This is a genomic window from Anatilimnocola aquadivae, from assembly GCF_049819085.1.
GTDB lineage: Bacteria > Planctomycetota > Planctomycetia > Pirellulales > Pirellulaceae > Anatilimnocola.
In genome coordinates, this window is sequence record NZ_CP187419.1 from 414,153 (window position 1) to 431,866 (window position 17,714).

Sequence of the window (17,714 nt, forward strand, 5' to 3'; positions counted from 1 at the left end):
TTCCCACAGTGCGCGGGCCTTGACCACAGCCGGGTCATCAGCAAAGCCGATTCGCTTTGCCGACGTTAGTTCTGCGGCGACTTCGCCAGCAGTTCGGTTGCTTCAGCGCCTGCTTCGGTGCCGGCATGCTTCTCGGCTAGTTCTTTGAGTTTGAACATCAGCCCGCGCATGGCAGCGGGTGTGGCCGTGCGGGCTCGCTTCTTCAGCAGGTCGAGTTCCTTTTGGGCCTGCAGTTGCTTCTTCACTTCTTCGTCGGCCGCGAGTGCCGTCTTGGCTTTCGTCACCCCTTCCGGCAGATCGAGTCCGACATACTGCACGGTGAGGGCATCGACCATCTTGTACGACTTCCACTTCTCTCCGGCACCATAGGCTTCTTTGGCGGCCTTCAATTCGGCGGCGACGCGCTCTTGCACGATTGTGTTGAGCTTCTCGGCTCCCGTCTTCACGGTCGCATCTTTTGAGTTGAGCGCCGACTTCAAAGCGGCTCCGGTGCTGGCCGATGACAGCCCAAATTCGAGCGCTCGCCAGACGGGAACCAACACGGGAGGAACGCCCGTGGGATCGATGTTCCACTTCGCGCTGGCCAGCACTTGGTCGACCGAGGTCTCGGGGTTCTGCGCGCTACCCATCGCCATTTTGCCATCGGGAGTAATGACGCGGGCCTGATAGATGTTGTTCAGGCTGACTTCGGGCACACCCGAAGCCTGTTCGAACTGGCGCGCGGTGTCGACGATGATGGGCCAGGTCAGATTCACCTCGCGGGCATACGACATCACATCGTCACGGCCGTTGCCGGAGTTCACCGCAATGAACACGATCGGCTTGTCTTCGTACTTCTTGGCCATCGCCAGCAACGTGGGCCATTTTTCGCGGCAGCGGGGGCAGCCTTCTTCGTAGTAATAGACGTAGGCCGCTTTGCCCTTCAGCATCTCGGCGGTGATCGGTCCACCATTCACCCAGGCAGCAGGATCGGTCGGCAACGCGGCATCTTGTCCACGAGCGAGCGAAGCTCCGACGACCAGCAGAACGGAAGCAAGAAGGGAGATGCGGATGGACATAAATCACCTGCCGAGGCAAACGAATTGGTAGGAACCAACGTGCGCGAGCAAATCGTCGCGACGAGATCACCCTAAAGTACACTCTTTAGCACCCAAAAAGCCAGTGCCTGGTGAGATTGTCCGGCGTTTTCCCAGGCAAGCACGAAGTGTCAGCTCCTGCTTGGTGCTTGCAGGAAGAGAGGCTATTCGCTCTTCACGGTAATCAGACGGTCTTCGGGATTTTCTGAAAGGCGCAGGCCGCGAAAGCGAACTTCTTGCGCGACGCTGTTGCTGTGCAGTTGCAGCCCGATGGGGCCTTCTTCGCACAGTTCGGGCTTCGGGTCTCGCCAGTCGGCCACTTCCTGGCCATTCACGGCCAGGCGAATGCGGTCGCCGATGGCCAGGATCTCCATCTTGTTGTAGTCCTTGTTGTCGGCCTTTTTCGCGCGGCCGTCGTCCTTGTAGATGGAGTTGCGGCGAAACAGGTCGTAGTAGCCCCAGCCCGAGGGGAACATCACCAGGTGACCCTGGTACGAGTTCTTCTCGCCGTCTTTTTCGAATTGCTTGCCCCACAGGGCGATGCCGCTGTGCATGCTCGACTCGGCCAGCTTGGCTTCGAAGACGAGGCGGAAGTTGCGATAGTTTTTATCGGTGAGCAGGTAGTTGCTGACCTTCGGCGGGGAGTCCTTCTCGTTGCGGGCGACGATCTCGCCGTCCTTCACTTTGAAATATTCCTTCGTGCCGCCAGCGCCCGTGTTGCCGTGCCAGCCCGTGAGGTCTTTGCCATTGAAGAGTGCCACGGGCTTCTCGCTGTCGGGAAACTTGATCGACGCGGACCAATCGTCCGCAGCAAGGGCCACGAGTGGCGCGAGGGTCAGCAGGCAAACGGTCAGCGAGGTCAAAAGACGCTTCATGGCAAACTCCGGGAGAGGTGCTTGGGCGGGAAGAGCATGCAGGTCGTCAGTATGGATCGGCCTCGCGCGAGAAACAAGCAACGAACACGACGCCGCTGACCGGCACGTGTGCTAGGATGCGCTTTCGCGTTTCAATCCTTCCCAATCACATGCATGGACACACGCTCATGGGCAAAGGCAACAACAGCCAGAAGAACGACAAGAAGACGAAGAAGAAGCCAAAGGACGACAAGAAGAAGCCCGCCAAGTAACGGGGCCGGCTAACGTGGCTCGCCGTCGCCAACTGACGACGGCGTGGGGACATCGCGGCTTGCGCTGCGCGCGAATTCGCACACTTGCGCGATCTTGAGCGCGCGGTTTTCGCCTTTTTAAACTCCGCTGAACGCGCTCTCTCGCGATAATCTCGCTAGTGGAGATGGGTAAGCGTAACGGCATACCGGTTGCCAAGGCAGGTGATCGAGATTTCTCACCACGCCGTTGGTGGCCAAGTTTTTTCCTCTTGCGCATTGAACCATGACAGCCTTTCTTCGCTACCAAGAGTTGCAAAGGTATGTCGGCTGGACAGACGACGATGCGGAGCGAATCCGCACGATCGCTCCTTTCTTGGCGAGCAGTTTTGGCCCGCTGATCGATGACTTTTACGCCGAGATCGAACTTCATACCGAAGCGAGGAAGGTGATAACGGGCGGCGCGGAACAAATCGCCCGCTTGAAACAGAGCTTGCATCGCTGGCTGGCGGAGCTTCTCTCCGGCAAGTACGACCGGGAGTATGTTGAACGACGCTGGCGCGTAGGATATCGGCACGTCGAAATCGGACTCAGCCAGGTCTACACCAACGCTGCGCTTTCGCGGTTGCGGGGCGGGATGCTGCGAACCTTGGACGAAAAATGGGATCGGACTGCCGCAGAGCTAATTGCCTGTCGAGGCTCACTCAATTCGTTGCTGGATCTGGATCTGGCGATTATCGAAGATGCCTATCAAACCGAATATCAGCGCCGACACATGGCCGCCGAGCGTCTCGCCACGATTGGCAAAGTGGCTGGTGGAATCGCGCACGAGCTGCGCAACCCGCTCAACGTGGTGAAGACCTCTGTTTACTTCTTGCTGAATGCCCGCAATGCCACCGACGAAAAGAAGCGAGTGCACCTCGAACGCATCGAACGGCAAGTGGGGCTCGCCGACGGCGTGATCACGGCGCTTAACGACTTTGCCCGGCTTCCAGCGCCGGAATTGCAGCCTGTCGATGTCGAAGCCTGCTTGCGCGATATTCTCGACTTGGTCTGCTTGCCTCTGAACATTCAACAGGAGTGGCACATTGCCTCTTCGGGAATCAAACTGCTGGGCGATCGTTCGCAGCTGGGCATTGTGTTCGGAAACTTGATTCGCAATGCTCGCGATGCGATGCCGCAAGGAGGAACGCTGCGGTTGAATATTGCCCGCGATGGCGACATGGCAACCGTCACGGTTCAAGATACGGGCAAGGGAATCCCGCCCGAGCAGTTGCCACACATTTTCGAACCGCTCTATTCGACCAAAGCAAAAGGTATCGGTCTGGGGCTGTCCATTTCCCGCGATATCGTTGATCGTCATCAAGGAACTCTCACCGTCGCCAGCGAACCCAACTCGGGCTGCAGTTTTTGCGTCCGTTTGCCAGCCACACGGTGAGAGTTGAATGGAATGGCAATGAGCGTACAGAATCCGCGAATTCTGATCGTTGACGATGAGGCTGACACTTGTGCCAACCTGTCGGACATCTTCGGCGACTTGGGATTTCTCGTCGATACGGCCAGTGATGGCTTTGCCGCGCTGGAACTCGTCGAAGCGCAACCACCTTACGACATCGTACTGCTCGACCTGCGAATGCCGGGCATGGATGGCTTGGAGTTGTACCAACGAATCAAACAACTCTCGGCCGGCACGGTAGCCCTAATTGTCACTGCCTATGCCAGCAGCGACACCGCGCAAACGGCCATCGCGGCGGGGGCTCGCCACGTCCTTTCCAAGCCCATCAACATCGGCAATCTGATCAAGTTGGTCGAGTCGGCGCTGAATAGCCCGCTGCTGCTGGTGGTCGATGACGATCAGGACCTGTGTGAGAACCTGTGGGATATCTTTCACAAGGTCGGCTATCGAGTGCATTTGGCCAACGATGTTCAGGCCGCCAGTCAAACGCTGCAACAATGCCAGTTTCAAGTCGTGCTGCTCGATATGAAGTTGCCTAGCGGTGATGGCTCGAGCGTATTAAAGGTTGTGCGCGAGACCAATCCGCAAGCCCGCACGATTGTCATCACGGGAGTCGCAAACGAGCAAGCGCATCGCGTGCAACAAGCACTGAGCGAAGGAGCCACAGCGGTGGCCTACAAACCGTTTGATGTCCCCAAGCTACTGAAGATGGTGACGACTTACTCGCAGCCCGCGAGTTCCGAGCCATGAAGTCGTTTCAGCCTGGAGCCAATTGGTCGGGAGCACGCGTGTTCATCGTGGACGATGACGAGGACACGCGCAACAACCTGCGCGATATTCTCGAACTCGATGGCTACGACATTCAGGACGCTTCGTGTGCCAAACAACTCTTTGCATTGCCCGGCTGGGACACCGTCTCGCTGATCCTGCTCGATCGCAAGTTACCGGATGGCACGCCCGAAGAGGTGTTGCCGCAGATCAAGCAAAGAGCTCCCCATGCCAGCGTGATCATCATCACCGGCTATAGCGATGTAGCGGCTGCCGTTTCGGCACTGCGGATGGGTGCCGCCGACTACATCATCAAACCCGTGAATGCGGGAGCCCTGCGCGCCAGCTTGCGACGCGAACTGGAGCACCAGCAGTCCGAGCGGCAACTAAGTGCCCTGTTCGAGAACGCCTTGGATGGCTTGGTGATTTTCGATCACGAGGGCAATATCGTCGACGCGAATCCGGCCACTTGTTCAATTTTGGGAACATCGCGTGACCAACTCATCGCCAGCAATCTGCAATCGCTACTTGCCAAAAGCGACGCAGATTCCGAGGTTCGGGGATCTCTTTTCTCGCCGAGTAATTTGCGCGGCGAGAGTCGACTCCAACGTCCGGACGGCAGCGAGGTTCAGGTCGAGCATCAGGTGACGTTCAATTTCTCACCGGGCTTGAATCTGGTTTCGATTCGCGACGTGACCGATCGTAAGCGTTCCGAGCAACGAGCCATGCAGGCCGAGCGGCTGGCAGCGATTGGCGAAACGATGACCGCCCTGGCTCACGAAAGCCGCAACGCGTTGCAACGCAGCTCGGCTTGTCTCGAGATGCTGGCGCTCGAAGTTGAAGATCGTCCAGTAGCGCTCGATTTGGTGGCTCGCGCCCAGAAGGCACAGCAGCAACTTCGTCAGCTGTATGAAGAGGTTCGGCAATGGGCGGCACCCATCAACTTGCAACTTCAAGTGGTCGATTTGTGCGATGTCTGGCGCGAGGCCTGGCATCAGGTCGCCCAGGTGCATGCTAACAAACGCGTCAAACTCAGCGAGCAAATTCAAACGCCGACGAACTGCCGAGTCGATCCCACCAAGTTCGCACAGGTCTTCCGGAATATCTTCGAGAATGCCTTTGAAGTATCGCCCGACGAAGCAGCGATCGAACTGACGTGTGCGCCGAGCAGCAGCGACGAACTAACGATCTCGATCAGCGATCACGGCCCCGGGCTGTCGGCCGAACAGTCGGCTCGGCTGTTCGAGCCGTTCTTTACGACCAAAACCAAAGGGACTGGCCTGGGACTTGCTATTGCTAAGCGTATTGTGCAGACCCATGCCGGTAAAATTGCCGCGTCCTCGCCCGCCGGCGCTTGCCTTGAGCTTACAATCCCGCGAGGAATGTCATGACCGTCGGTTTGAGGATTTCGATCGCCGATGACGAGGCGGACATGCGCGACTTCCTGGCCCGGATGTTGCCCCGTTGTGGTCACGAAGTTGTTTCTAGCGCCCAAACGGGTTTGCAGCTGGTCGAAGACGTTCGTCGAGTTGCACCCGACCTGGTAATCACCGACATTAAGATGCCAGAGCTCGACGGCATCGAAGCCTCGACGCAGATCAATCGCGAGCGGCCCGTGCCGGTGATTCTCATTTCTGCTTATCACGACCCAGTGCTTCTCGCCCGCGCAGCCAGCGATCACGCGCTGGGCTACCTGATCAAGCCGATTACGTTTGCCGATCTGCAGCCTGCGATTGTCATTGCCATGAAGCGATTCCAGGAGCTGCAATCTTCGCCACAGTCGCCGCCACAAATTCCGCCGCCTTCCTGCCAACCCAAGTCATGACCCTGCCATGAAACCCGTCGACGTTTTGATTGTTGATGACGACGAAGACTTTCGACCGCTGCTGCTGCAAAAGCTCAAGCGGAGCGGCATGCATGTCGATGGTGCCGCGAACGCGGCCGAAGCGCTCGATCTGGCTCAGCGTCGCCAGTTCGACGTGGCGATCTTCGATATGCAAATGCCTGGCATGTCGGGGCTCGAATTGCTGGAGAAGTACAAGTCGCAATTCCCCTAAACCGAAGTCATCGTCCTCACCGGACAAGGGACCATCGAGTCGGCCGTGCAGGCCATGCAACTGGGCGCGTTCAACTATCTGCAAAAGCCCTTCGGATTGGGTGAACTAGAAGCACAGATTCAAAAAGCGGCTGAACGCCGTGCCCTGCGTAAAGAGAATGAGCAACTGCGCACGTTGCTCGCCCGCAATCAACAAGGAAAGCGTATCATCGGCGAGTCACCGCCGATGAAAGAGATTTTTCGTCTCATCGAACGCGCAGGTCCCAGCGATCGCGCGATTCTGATTCAGGGCGAAAGTGGCACCGGCAAGGAGCTAGTCGCCGAAGCACTGCACCGCTCCAGCTTGCGGGCCGCTCACCCGTTGGTCGCCGTAAACTGTGCGGCCCTGCCAGAAACACTGCTGGAGAGCGAACTATTTGGACATGAAAAAGGTTCCTTCACCGGAGCCATCGCGGCCAAGCAAGGTCTGTTTGAAGCGGCCGATGGTGGCACGCTATTCATTGACGAGATCGGCGAAATGCCGGGTTCGTTGCAGGCGAAGTTGCTGCGGGTGCTCGAGAACGGCGCGCTCCGCCGCGTAGGCTCGATCCAAGAGCGCAAGGTGAATGTTCGTTTGCTCGCGGCCACGAATCGCGACCTGCGCAATGAGATCAAGGCCGGACGTTTTCGCGAGGACCTTTATTACCGCATCAATGTCATGTCGCTGGAGCTGCCACCGCTGCGCGAGCGCTGTGGCGATATCGACCTGCTCGTCGATCATTTTCTCGGCGACGATTGGCACATCGAAGACGAAGCGCTGCGTCTGCTGAATGGCTATAACTGGCCCGGCAATGTTCGCCAGCTGGTGAACGTCTTGGAGCGGGCCAAGATTCTGGCCGACGACGATGTGATCCGGAAAAAGGACCTGCCTAAAGAAGTGCTACAAGGGCAATTGTCGGATCCTGCGACGATTCAACCGCCGCTAACACCCGCCGCAGCGCCCGATGACTTGAACTCGTTTCAACGAGCCAAAGTGCTGGCGGTGTTGCAACGCGAAGCGTTCAACAAAGCGAAAGCGGCCAGGGCTTTGGGAATCAGTCGCCGCAAGTTGTATCGGCTGCTAGAGAAGTATGAACTGGCCGACTCCCCGCCGGGCTAACCCATTTGTGCGGCATCGCGCATGGTTTTTCGTGCTGCTCGCACACATGCACCTCGGTGTGCATTTTCGCACCGCGAAAACTCCACACGTAGAGACTGTTTGGAACTGACGATATCAATTGTGGAAGGTGACTCAGTCACGGCTGCTCACCATCCCGCCCCGGCATTGCCCCGCCGGGGTTGTTTTTTGCGCCCTTAGTTTGCGCCCTTAGGAAAGATGCGCCGATGCACCCCACCGCACGAGAAGTCTAGGACGGCGAGGCGATATCGGCGCGAGTCGAGCAGCCCTCATCGACGCCGAAGGCTTCGGCCAGCAAGGTTCGCTCGGCTTCTTCGTAAAGCCGCAGATCGGCCGCCAACTGCTGGATCTCTTGCTCAACCATGTACGAGCAGGTTCCCAAGCGGTTGCGTCCCTCGAACTTGGCCGTGATCCTTTCGATGGCCGCCTGCAGTCGAGGCTGCTGAGCCTTCAAGTCGCGAGCTTCAGACGAGAGACGCGGGCAGCGACAAACGGCTTCTTCGACGCAGCCTCCACCTTCTTCCTCGGCGATGTGTCGCGCCAGTTGATCGGCCAGGTCGCCCAGCAACTGCTTGGCGTCGTCAAAGGCGAACGAGCAACCTTTCGCCCCCACTACCAACGAGCGCAGCTTGTCCAGCAACTGCTGCATGTGTCGATGCTGCAACTGCACGTGATCCCAATAGGCACGGCATTCTTCATGGTCAGACATGGCTTATCTCCTTCGCGATGGGTGCCCGCGGCAGTTTCACCGCATTGCACTTTACGGTGAGGACCGGGCACGGAGCTTTACGAACGACTTCCTCGGCGACGCTTCCCATCAGCAGTCGATGCAAACCGGTGCGGCCATGCGTCGGCATCACGATGTAGTCGACGTCGTGCTTCAGGGCAAACTCGACGATGGCCGGAGCGGGCATTCCGACGGTCAAATGTCGTTGCACGGTCATCTCGGGGTCGGTTACCAGGATCTTGTCGAGCAGCGCCCGCAGTTGTTCGCGACGTGGACCTTCCAGGCCGCAGTAGAATTCGCCGCCACCGGTGTAGGACAGCGACGGCTCTTCGACATGCAACAGCACGAGTTCACCATCGCGATCGCGAGCTAGCGAAGTAGCTAGTTCCACCGCTTGAGTGGTTCCAGGGGAGAAATCAACCGGGATTAGGATTTTCGTTTTCATGACAGGAACCTCCAGCAGCACAAGCAAAGTCGAAGAGGGGAACCTCTTCTTTCGCTTGAGTTTGCAATTGCAGTGCCACTCGCCACGAATGCGGGGCTTTGTCGTTCAAGGGCTGCGCACGACGAATCGCGGAGTTGCGTATTATGAGTTTTTGCGGGGAAATTAACGGTCCCGCCCGTTAACCAAGCCGTCGCAACCGCGACACGTCTCGCTGCACCGCGCTGTGCGATTCCGCTCACCTTCTCCTGCCAAAAGCGCGCGGCAGAGACCGTTTCCAGCGACAGCATTTTTTGCTTCCTCGCGGAATCGTCGTATTTTGTTGCCCCGCACGCTTCTCGCGCCGATTCTGCGGCCGTGGCACCCTGGTTGCTACTAAACGTGGGGTGGTGACGATTCAGTTCATAGCACCGCATCTTCGAGGGCACTCCGATGACCGTCAAAAGTCTCAGCCAAGGTTCGCCCGATGTTGCCCAGCGGCACGAAACGGTTTTGCAAGCAGCCGTGCGAATGCAGCAACGGGCCGTGGGCTCACTCGTCGTGGTCGACGACTACCAAGCGCCGATTGGCATCGTCACCGATCGCGATCTGGTCGAACGCGTCCTGGCAGCGGGCAAAGACCCGGGCCTCACCAAGGTCGGCGACGTGATGACTCCGCATGTGGTCACCATTGAAGAGCACCAGCCAATTGCCGATGCCCTGATGCTCATGCGCCGAGGTCAATTTCGTCGCCTGCCAATTGTGAATGACGAAGGAAATGTCTCCGGGCTGATCGCGCTCGACGACATCATTGCGTCCTGGGCAGTCCAAGCCGAAGCAGTGGCGCAGGTGATCAAGCAAGAAATGCCGGCGACCATTGCCGAAGCGCGCGACTCGCGCTGGGAGTAAGCCATGAACAATACAGCGACCCCACAACTGCCGCAGGCCTTGTTAGACCCGCAGGTCTATCCCCATCAACCGGCCAGCGTCGAACTGAAAGAGACGCACATCTCGTGGATCTTCTTGGCGGGCGATCTGGTCTATAAGTGCAAGAAGCCCGTGAAGATGGACTTTCTCGACTTCTCGTCGCTGGAGCAGCGACGCCTGGCCTGCGAGGAAGAAGTGCGGCTCAATCGGCGGTTAGCGCCCGATACTTACCTGGGGGTGGTACCGGTAACCTGTGCCGACGGACAGCTGTCGATTGGCGGGAAGGGAACTCCCTGCGAGTGGCTGGTCGAGATGCGCCGCCTTCCCTTGCACGACGCGCTCGATCAGCGGTTCTGGCAAGGCACGCTGCATCACTACGATTTGGAGCGTCTGGCAGCGACGCTCGCCCGCTTCTACGAACGATTGCCTCCCGCAGAGATCACGGCCGAGCAATACCGCGCGCGGCTGATCGATCACGTGAAGCACAATCGCGATGAGTTGCTCGCAGCTTCGCATCACCTGCCAGCTGAACTGATCAAACGTCTGCACGCGACTCAGTTGCAACTGTTGCAACTGGAGCCAAGCCTGTTTGACGAGCGCGTGGCGAACGGCTGTGTGGTGGAGGGGCATGGCGACCTGAGGCCGGAGCATATCTGTTTGACAGAGCCACCGGTGATCTTCGACTGCATCGAGTTCAGCCAGGATTTTCGGACGCTCGATATCGCGGACGAACTGGCGTTCTTTGTCTCGGAATGCGATCACATCGGTGCCTCTTGGGTGGGCGTTGCACTGCTGGACGAGCTCTCGCGACTGCTGCCCGATTGGTGTCCCAAGCGGCTGTTCAACTTTTACAAGGCCTACCGCGCTTGCGTGCGGGCGAAGGTGGCCGCCCTGCGTGCCGATCAACTAACAGGCATCGCCCAGCAGGCCGCGATCTGTCAGGCACAGAATTACCTGCAGCAAGCCGACAAATATTTGCAGCCCGCGGAACGTCCCCTGTTGCTGGTCGTGGGTGGTTTGCCGGGCACCGGCAAATCGACGCTGGCCTTGCAACTGGCCGCGGAGCTGGGGGCCGAACTGTTGCGGACCGATGTCATTCGCCAGGAACTGTTCGCCGAGCACTCGCCCCAAACCATCGATAGTGGTGTCTATCGGCAAGAGTTGCGAGATCAGGTCTATACCGAGATGTTGCTGCGGACGAAGTACCTGCTGCAGAACCGTGGCTCGGTCGTGCTCGACGGCACCTTTCGTTACTCGGCCGTTCTCGACGCCGCGCGGCATCTGGCCCACAGCACGGGCGCGAGGTTTCTGGCCATCGAGTGTACGTGCCCGGTTCCCGTGGCCAAAGCGCGCATTGTGCAGCGACTAGATGCGGGGCGCGATGCTTCGCGGGCCACTACCGGCGTGTACGAAAGTCAGCTGCGCAACTGGGTGCCTTGGCCGACCAAGATTCCGCAATGCCAGGTCGATACCACCGAGCCGCTGCCGCAGCAGCTGCACGAAGTGTTCGCAGGACTGAACTCCGCGGTTCGTGAACGGAGTCTGCAGTCGTAAGAGTTCTTTCCTCTCCATCACCGGGGTAACTTATGAAGAGTACGATTGGTCGAACATTTTGCTTGGTCGTTGGCGTGGCTGGCCTGTGGGCGACCTACGGTTTGGCGCTCGCACAACAGCCGGCCGACAAGCGCGCCGAAAAAGAAGCCGACAAACCGGCTGCCGAAATGCACCAGGGCCAACCGGTCAGCTTTTGGATGAAGAAGAAGCTCGACTTCTCCAAGAACATCCTCGAGGGAATTGCCTCGGGCGATTGCGACAAGATCGCTCAGAACGCGCAGACCATGCGGAGCCTGAGCAAGATCGAAGCCTTTATGCGGGGTCGCAATCCCGGCTATCGCGGCCAGCTGATCTCCTTCGAAATGTCGCTCGACGAGATCATCCGTCAGGCGAACAAAGACAACATCGAAGGGGTCACGCTCGGCTTCAATCAACTCACCGTCAGCTGCGTGCAGTGCCACAAACAGCTGCGCGAGTCGAAGTAGCCCCAGTTGTTAAAGTGACCAAGAAGCTGCCTAGGCGAAGTATTCCCGAGTGGGGTCGAACCACCAACCTTCGCCTTCGGAGGGCGACGCTCTATCCAATTGAGCTACGGGAACGTGTGACGCTTCCCCTTATGGGAAAACGACTTATGATTGCTTCAGACTGATTGGCACTACTTAGTGGCACTAGAAAGTGCCCGTTCGGCCCCCAGCCGGGTAGCAACACTTGCCAAGTTTACCAGTCAACCATGAGGCAAGCAACGTGACCAAACGCACAGACAACCGGGGCCGGGTAAAGGGTTCGCGCAACAAAGGCTACTTCTTTCGGAAAGGGCGGGGCTGGTTCAGCAAGAACGCCGCCGGGAAGTTCGTGCCGCTGAAGGATGAATCCGGCGCTCTTCTGCGGAACGAGAACACGCCCGAACTTCAGATCAAGCAGGCCTACGCCCGCCACACGCTGAGCAGTCCCCAGACGCAGACTGCGGCTAGTGGTGTGACCGTGGAAGAGGTTTGCAGCTACTACATCCAAAGGGCCGAACGTGAGAGCCGTAGCACGACGGTAGAGAAGCGGGCCGACACGTTGTTTGATCTTTGCTACGGATTGTCGCCACGGTGGCGTGAGACAGCAGGCCGCAAGGTGAAGGGCCGGCCCACGGCGGCCGACAAGATTCACCCCGGTTACGCCAAGATGGCCGTGGCCGATCTTCGCCCCCATCATCTTGAGGCATGGCTAGACGCTCACAAAGAAGACAAGGACAAGGGCTATAAGGGGTGGAAGTCGAACAGCGGTCGCAAGACGCGACTACAAGCCGTCAAGCGTGCCCTTAATCGGGCGGCTGAAGGTGGTCTGATTGCAAAAGACCACGCGATTCGTGGGATGCGAGTTCCCAAGGGCCGCGCCCGTGTCACGTACATCACGCCAGAGCAAGAAGCCGCGCTACTGAAGGAATGCAACTCCTCGTTGCGATTGGCGCTTTCTGTGCTTATCCGCTCCGGGATGCGTCCAGGTGTAGAGTTCGCAGCGCTGACTGCCGCACACGTCACAGATCAGGGCGAACGGCTAGAACTGACGTTCAAGGCTTCGGAATCCAAAACCAACCGCGAGCGAGTAATTCGCATTAAGGAAGTTTGGCTGATTGAAGCTATTCGCAAACAGATCAGGCATTACCCCGATGGCCCGTTGTTTCGCAATCACACGGGCGGGCCGTGCGAAGTGAAGGCGCTGTCTCGTAGCTTCCGCCGTGCTGTAAAGAACGCACAGAAGACAATCCAGTTCGATGCCGACGTGTGTTTGTATTCCTGCCGCCACACGTTCGCCAAGCGGGCGCTAACTGGCTTCTGGTCTGGCAAGCCGATCAACATGGAATTGCTCGCGACGTTGATGGGCAACACGCCAAAGGTCTGTGCAGAGCATTACGCCGACATTCTGAAGAAACTAAGCGGCGTAGAAGAATTGATTTGGGCCGCCTGCTAGATGTCGGTGAGTGACGAATCGAAACCGAACTTATTCAGCACTGCCGGCCGCTTCGGCTTGGCAACGCGAGTGCGAACCACTGGTTCGTCGGGCTTGCTACCCCGCTCGATAAACTCATCTAGCCATTCTGGCCGGAACTTCAGCGGCGAGTGTTTCCGCGCCTGAAAGAATCGAACGTCGCCACGGGCGCAGAGCTTGCGCAAGCCAGAGATTGAATAGCCAAGAGTCGCGGCGGCATCACGTAGGGTAAGCATGAAGTGCCTACCCGGTAGTCAGTGGCGCGGCGACATTTGATCTACCAAGTATCTATCTAGTTTCTATCAAGTTATAAGTAGTTACTAAACAACTTGACGGTTATAACGACAACAATTGTCGCCAATCTGCCTGGTTTCGCTGTTTTCACTCATCTTTCGGAGCGAACCCGTGCAAGAATTGAGTGTACCTGAATCACCTCATCTCTGGAGCTTGCAACTATGACTACCGAATCTCTCCGCCAACAAGTTCGTGAACTCGAATCACAGCTGGCCGCCAAGGAACTCGAATTGATCGCCGCTAGGAGCAACGCAACTGACCTAGTCGAAACTTTGGAAGCCATCCGAGTACGCGCAACCAAGACTCTCAACAGCTAGACACCAATGAACATTGAACTGACGACTGAACTGACGACTGAACTGCCGGACCACCTGCGTAGCGTGGTTCAGCACTTCAAAGACAATCCAGGAGTATTACGCCGAATGATTACCGAACTGCCGGACGAACCCGCCACACTTTATCACGCCGAAATGGTCGAGTACGCCACCGCCCGAACCGGCAACGCTGAACTAGCCGAACGTCTCGCTGCTGAAGCCATTCAAGCGGCAGAGCATCGCGGGGCGGGGCTATACGCCCGTCCGTGGCTCTACAATAAGATAGGCGTGCTATGCAAGCCGCATGACTCAGAAGCCACGATGGCAAGGGGACAATCGGACGCAGCGGTCATTACCGTGCTCGACTACCTAAAAGCGACCGCGCCTAATCGGTTCGATGCGCTATTCCACGAAGTTTGCGAGCGGGCCAAGTCGTGGCCGGACCCGTGGCCAGCTGATGAACTGCTGAAGATTGCCAAGGAACTGGTAGAAGCATGATTATCGAAATCGACTATCGACGAGTTACGTTTTGCTCGGAAGCGTGTGATAAGGAATTCGCCGCTAAACCCGACAAGGAAAAGATCGCGCTTGCAGCCGCGTCTACGCGAGGTGTATGCGTTATCTGCGACACGAATACTGCCAAGCCTTCCGAATAGCTACGAAAAAACGCCACTGGCCGAAGCCAGTGGCGTTTAGTGTTTATCCGACCTTCGGCCCAATCTGGGCGCTGTTCAATCCGCTTTGCGTCCACGCCACGCCGGTGTCTGGATCGGTTTCCAGAATGCGTGTGTAATTCGCGAAGTCCGTGCTGCTCACCGTCACGGCCGCCCCATCGTCTTCAGTCGAACCTGACTTCACAGTCAGGTTCATGTCGAAGTCGGTAACGTCGGTTTTGCGTGCAACGATGTTCGCCTGAATGGCGATGATCGAAGATGCGCCCGATACGTTGCCATGCGTGTAGAGATCGGAATCCCCAGGGGTGTCCGATTGCACATAGGTGCTGTCGTCGTCTGGGCCGTTGTCATCGACCATTGCGTAGTTGTCACCGCCGGTGCTTGGGGTGAAGTCGGACGAGTCGCCGTCAGCGTCCGGGAAGATGGTCATCACCTTGCGATCACCTAGGAAGGCGTCAGCTATCCACCAATCATCGAACGACGGGGCTTGACCTACGATGGCGTCGGGGCCAACCAGTCGCACGCGATTGCAGTAGTCGTTCGACCCTTCGCGAGTGTCAGCACTCCCGCTCAACACGTTCACGCCGTTGACACGAAGTTCATACGTTCCCGAATTGGCGATCGTGACTTTCAGTTCGATGTGATGCCAAGTGGCCGCAGACAACACGCTGATGGCCGTTGTGGCAATCAATGTGTTGTTTCGATAGAGGCTGATCTTGCCGTCAGTCTGCATCCTGATGTTCATCCCGGAAGTCGAGTTGTCAGCCTCTCGCAATTCGACGATGTAGGCGTTCAACAAGGTTCGCGGGTAGTACGAGAAGCCGGTGCAGATGGTCGCGACATTGCCCAGGTTGGGTGTGGTGATATAACCGTTTTGACCGCCACCGCCACGCAAACGCAGCGAGTAGCCGGTGAAGCGGGGACTGTCTACGTCCATGTTCGCGAATACATTCCCGGTGTACTTCGATTGCAAGCCGACAGCAGCCCCGGACGTGCCAAACGAATCAAAGCCCTCAATCCAAAGCACGCTCATTGCTGCCCCCTTAGCAAAGGCAGAATGGCCGCAACGTGATCCTCGCAGGCGGCCGTGGCCGCCGCAGGATCATTGTCGAACGCCTCGCTTTTGATGAGGCAGGCGACGTGCATCCGTTTCAGTTTGCGAACGTCGTAGCGAACTTCGCGCTGGAGTCGTTCAAAGTCGGCGCGTAGCCGCTCTATCGAGTCGTTTTTCATGTTTACTTCTGAGTAGGCCAGTGGTTTGTTAGGTGCCAGCCGCGCGACGTGGACTTATAGAGAATGCGTAGCATCGAAGTTCAGTCCGTGGTTGCCAAAGTGTTCCAGTGCGGCAGCGTCGTAGGCTTTGGCCGCTTCAATAGGGCTGGTGAACAGCCCTAGAAAGATGCGTCTACCATCGACCTTGATGCCGGCTTGCCACTTGTTGCGGAAAGGCGAAACGCCTTTGAATCCCGTGCTGCTGTTTCGGTTTGGCCGCCGGGTGAAGCTCATCTGCGAGCGTGTCGCGACACGCAGGTTGCTGAGCCGATTATCTAGCCGGTCGTCCGTCTGATAGTGGTAGCCCGGCACGAACTCGCCTGACAGTTGCAGCACGGTGCCCGCTAACGGTCGATACTTATGATCGGCCATCACGACGTAGCCAGCGTGAAGCCGCCACGGCCCCAAGGCGAGCAACGTAGAATAGAACACGTCGTCAACGGTGGCGACGTGTTCGGAGTTGGTGAGAATCAGTTCCACGGCCACCAGCCTTTCGGCTTGGGCTTGGGAGTCGCAGCAAGCAGCGCAGCGGCGGCCTCTTGTTCCGCTCGCAGTTGTTCCATCGCTTCGCGCGCGGCTTTCGCCTCACGCTGCGCGGCGACTTTGGCCCAATACTCAATCGCCGGTTCGCGGTGTTTCCGCTCATCTGCAATCGTTGCATCGCTGCTGCGTTCAATCGACGGCGACTGCAAGCCGATCTTCAACCGGAATGCCGCTGGGTCGGCGCACTCGCCTTTGTACTTATCGCCCTCAGTGAACCACGCACCGCAACCATCGGGCAAGCCGTCTTCGCCATCACCAGCGAGGACATACCCTATCCGGGACATCACGCCTTTTGAGGTGGTGTAAAACAGAATCTCGCAGCCCCCGAACTGGCCAATGTGCCTAGGCGGCTGGTGATCGGGGGAAGCATTAGCAACTCTCACATACCTCAAACCGGTTGGGCTTCGATAGGTGACGATCTTGTCTTCATTGGCGAGAATCATCTTGCGGACTTGTGCGTTCATTGTGTTTCTTCTGCTGTGGGGTATTCATTGGCCGCAGTCCAATCTTCCGGGCGCTCTTGCTGCCATCGCTTGAAAGAGCGAATTAAACTGAGCCGCTGATGAATCGCCATCAGGCGATTGGCGATTTTCACGAACTGGGGTTTCAGGTCGGCGAGTTCGGCTTCAAGTGACGCTAAATCGTCATCGGGGTTATTCATTGGCCAGCCCCGTCGCTTGTGCAACACGTAAGGCAGCTTCGGCGACCGTCACGTCAGCAGTTGCCGCTTCGTATTCGAGTCGGCTAACTTCCTGCCGCTTCTGCTCGCGTGCGTTGATTGCAGCCGCATAAGCCGCTTCCTCAACGCCTGCGACGGCGGTGAAATACTGCCGAGAGTATTCGGCGGGGTCTTGAAATTCCGTCGAACCAGCAATGGCGATCGCCAACGCCACGGCTTGCGGGTCTGCGGCCGGCGGTGGTGTTCTCGCGAAAGCTTGCGAGTGTTCCCGCACTCGTTTGTACTCATCTGACCGCTCAAAGCGTTGGATGCGCTGCTCTTCGGCAATCTTGTTTTCGACTTCCGTTCGCTTGGCCTTCAGCGTGTCAACGTACTGCGCCTCACTTACCCGCTCATGCGAGTTCATGTACTTGGCGGCCTGCGTGCGCTGGTCAATCAGCATCGAAAGGTTTTGAATCAGCCGTTCATCTTCCGATAGAACCTTTGCGGTTCTTGCCCGTAATTCAGCCGCCACACGGTCGGCGGCGAACTTGGCTTGCGCCTCGTCATTCCTGATTTCCGCCGTCGTTTTCAGGCGGTCTCCCGCGAACCATTGCGGCCTAGCTGTGGTCATGTCGGCAGATTGCTGGCGGGGTAAATCTTGACGTGCCACCGGCCGAATCAATCCGGTCAATGGGTCGATCATGTGGGCGGGGATATTGTGTTCGTGACTCATGGTTGC

General features: G+C 57.9%; 24 protein-coding genes and 1 tRNA gene. 13 read left to right on the plus strand and 12 right to left on the minus strand.

The genetic code is table 11. The features are described from left to right. Positions 1–65: 65 nt before the first annotated feature. Both NA78x_RS01640 and NA78x_RS01645 read right to left on the minus strand, forming a co-directional pair. Positions 66–1,058 (minus strand): TlpA family protein disulfide reductase, encoded by a 993-nt coding sequence (locus NA78x_RS01640; RefSeq protein ID WP_425616676.1) that lies wholly within the window; start codon positions 1,056–1,058, stop codon positions 66–68. 182 nt (positions 1,059–1,240) lie between these two features. Beyond that, positions 1,241–1,951 (minus strand): 3-keto-disaccharide hydrolase, encoded by a 711-nt coding sequence (locus NA78x_RS01645; protein ID WP_425616677.1) that lies wholly within the window; start codon positions 1,949–1,951, stop codon positions 1,241–1,243. A gap of 116 nt (positions 1,952–2,067) precedes the next feature. Here NA78x_RS01645 and NA78x_RS01650 point away from each other — a divergent pair, with 116 nt between their 5' ends. The 7 genes from NA78x_RS01650 (at position 2,068) to NA78x_RS01680 (ending at position 7,596) form a co-directional block, all read left to right on the plus strand. Then, entirely contained in the window at positions 2,068–2,202 is a 135-nt protein-coding gene (locus NA78x_RS01650; RefSeq protein WP_425616678.1) for a hypothetical protein, read from the plus strand. A 262-nt stretch (positions 2,203–2,464) separates the two neighbouring features. After that, positions 2,465–3,616: a sensor histidine kinase gene (locus tag NA78x_RS01655; RefSeq protein WP_425616679.1), complete on the plus strand. Its 1,152-nt coding sequence runs from the start codon at positions 2,465–2,467 to the stop codon at positions 3,614–3,616. A gap of 18 nt (positions 3,617–3,634) precedes the next feature. After that, the gene (locus NA78x_RS01660; protein ID WP_425616680.1) at positions 3,635–4,384 is read left to right on the plus strand and encodes a response regulator; all 750 of its coding nucleotides are present in this window, start codon (positions 3,635–3,637) and stop codon (positions 4,382–4,384) included. Beyond that, entirely contained in the window at positions 4,381–5,793 is a 1,413-nt protein-coding gene (locus tag NA78x_RS01665) for an ATP-binding protein (RefSeq protein WP_425616681.1), read from the plus strand. The genes NA78x_RS01660 and NA78x_RS01665 overlap by 4 nt, the downstream gene beginning before the upstream one ends. Continuing rightward, a complete protein-coding gene (locus NA78x_RS01670) occupies positions 5,790–6,227 on the plus strand; it encodes an ANTAR domain-containing response regulator (RefSeq protein WP_425616682.1) in 438 nt (145 codons plus the stop codon). The genes NA78x_RS01665 and NA78x_RS01670 overlap by 4 nt, the downstream gene beginning before the upstream one ends. Positions 6,228–6,234: 7 nt before the next feature. Continuing rightward, a complete protein-coding gene (locus NA78x_RS01675) occupies positions 6,235–6,459 on the plus strand; it encodes a response regulator (protein ID WP_425616683.1) in 225 nt (74 codons plus the stop codon). Between the two features lie 54 nt (positions 6,460–6,513). After that, entirely contained in the window at positions 6,514–7,596 is a 1,083-nt protein-coding gene (locus tag NA78x_RS01680; protein WP_425619490.1) for a sigma-54 dependent transcriptional regulator, read from the plus strand. 247 nt (positions 7,597–7,843) lie between these two features. Here NA78x_RS01680 and NA78x_RS01685 read toward each other — a convergent pair whose 3' ends face one another. Both NA78x_RS01685 and NA78x_RS01690 read right to left on the minus strand, forming a co-directional pair. Further along, positions 7,844–8,323 carry a hypothetical protein gene (locus NA78x_RS01685; protein ID WP_425616684.1) on the minus strand — a complete coding sequence of 160 codons (480 nt, stop codon included), beginning with the start codon at positions 8,321–8,323 and terminating at the stop codon, positions 7,844–7,846. After that, positions 8,316–8,786, minus strand: a complete 471-nt coding sequence (locus NA78x_RS01690; RefSeq protein WP_425616685.1) for a universal stress protein — start codon at positions 8,784–8,786, stop codon at positions 8,316–8,318. Before NA78x_RS01690 ends, NA78x_RS01685 begins: the two co-directional genes overlap by 8 nt. A 429-nt stretch (positions 8,787–9,215) precedes the next feature. Here NA78x_RS01690 and NA78x_RS01695 point away from each other — a divergent pair, with 429 nt between their 5' ends. From NA78x_RS01695 to NA78x_RS01705, 3 genes are read left to right on the plus strand one after another with little or no spacing between them, the layout of a single operon-like run. Next, positions 9,216–9,671, plus strand: coding sequence for a CBS domain-containing protein (locus tag NA78x_RS01695; protein WP_425616686.1), 456 nt, complete (start codon positions 9,216–9,218; stop codon positions 9,669–9,671). Positions 9,672–9,674: 3 nt separating this feature from the next. Next, on the plus strand, positions 9,675–11,243 hold the full coding sequence (locus NA78x_RS01700) for an AAA family ATPase (RefSeq protein ID WP_425616687.1): 1,569 nt from the start codon (positions 9,675–9,677) through the stop codon (positions 11,241–11,243). A gap of 32 nt (positions 11,244–11,275) precedes the next feature. After that, positions 11,276–11,728, plus strand: a complete 453-nt coding sequence (locus NA78x_RS01705; RefSeq protein ID WP_425616688.1) for a hypothetical protein — start codon at positions 11,276–11,278, stop codon at positions 11,726–11,728. A gap of 40 nt (positions 11,729–11,768) precedes the next feature. On the opposite strand, the gene NA78x_RS01710 is transcribed toward NA78x_RS01705, so the two are convergent. Beyond that, positions 11,769–11,842: transfer RNA gene (locus tag NA78x_RS01710), tRNA-Arg, on the minus strand. A 145-nt stretch (positions 11,843–11,987) separates the two neighbouring features. Here NA78x_RS01710 and NA78x_RS01715 point away from each other — a divergent pair. After that, complete coding sequence (locus NA78x_RS01715) at positions 11,988–13,199, plus strand: tyrosine-type recombinase/integrase (protein WP_425616689.1); 1,212 nt, start codon at positions 11,988–11,990, stop codon at positions 13,197–13,199. Here the strand turns inward: NA78x_RS01715 and NA78x_RS01720 are convergent. Then, positions 13,196–13,453: a helix-turn-helix domain-containing protein gene (locus NA78x_RS01720; protein WP_425616690.1), complete on the minus strand. Its 258-nt coding sequence runs from the start codon at positions 13,451–13,453 to the stop codon at positions 13,196–13,198. The two genes, NA78x_RS01715 and NA78x_RS01720, sit on opposite strands and share 4 nt — an antisense overlap. A 219-nt stretch (positions 13,454–13,672) precedes the next feature. Here NA78x_RS01720 and NA78x_RS01725 point away from each other — a divergent pair, with 219 nt between their 5' ends. Together NA78x_RS01725 and NA78x_RS01730 are read left to right on the plus strand one after the other, a co-directional pair. Next, a complete protein-coding gene (locus tag NA78x_RS01725; RefSeq protein WP_425616691.1) occupies positions 13,673–13,828 on the plus strand; it encodes a hypothetical protein in 156 nt (51 codons plus the stop codon). Positions 13,829–13,834: 6 nt separating this feature from the next. Further along, positions 13,835–14,323: a hypothetical protein gene (locus tag NA78x_RS01730; RefSeq protein ID WP_425616692.1), complete on the plus strand. Its 489-nt coding sequence runs from the start codon at positions 13,835–13,837 to the stop codon at positions 14,321–14,323. A gap of 201 nt (positions 14,324–14,524) precedes the next feature. On the opposite strand, the gene NA78x_RS01735 is transcribed toward NA78x_RS01730, so the two are convergent. From NA78x_RS01735 to NA78x_RS01760, 6 genes are read right to left on the minus strand one after another with little or no spacing between them, the layout of a single operon-like run. Beyond that, entirely contained in the window at positions 14,525–15,532 is a 1,008-nt protein-coding gene (locus NA78x_RS01735; protein ID WP_425616693.1) for a hypothetical protein, read from the minus strand. After that, positions 15,529–15,732 (minus strand): hypothetical protein, encoded by a 204-nt coding sequence (locus NA78x_RS01740; protein WP_425616694.1) that lies wholly within the window; start codon positions 15,730–15,732, stop codon positions 15,529–15,531. The genes NA78x_RS01735 and NA78x_RS01740 overlap by 4 nt, the downstream gene beginning before the upstream one ends. 54 nt (positions 15,733–15,786) lie before the next feature. Then, on the minus strand, positions 15,787–16,251 hold the full coding sequence (locus NA78x_RS01745) for a hypothetical protein (RefSeq protein ID WP_425616695.1): 465 nt from the start codon (positions 16,249–16,251) through the stop codon (positions 15,787–15,789). Then, complete coding sequence (locus tag NA78x_RS01750; RefSeq protein ID WP_425616696.1) at positions 16,242–16,778, minus strand: hypothetical protein; 537 nt, start codon at positions 16,776–16,778, stop codon at positions 16,242–16,244. Before NA78x_RS01750 ends, NA78x_RS01745 begins: the two co-directional genes overlap by 10 nt. Beyond that, on the minus strand, positions 16,775–16,975 hold the full coding sequence (locus tag NA78x_RS01755; RefSeq protein WP_425616697.1) for a hypothetical protein: 201 nt from the start codon (positions 16,973–16,975) through the stop codon (positions 16,775–16,777). Before NA78x_RS01755 ends, NA78x_RS01750 begins: the two co-directional genes overlap by 4 nt. Continuing rightward, positions 16,968–17,708 carry a hypothetical protein gene (locus NA78x_RS01760; RefSeq protein ID WP_425616698.1) on the minus strand — a complete coding sequence of 247 codons (741 nt, stop codon included), beginning with the start codon at positions 17,706–17,708 and terminating at the stop codon, positions 16,968–16,970. The genes NA78x_RS01755 and NA78x_RS01760 overlap by 8 nt, the downstream gene beginning before the upstream one ends. Positions 17,709–17,714 lie beyond the last annotated feature (6 nt).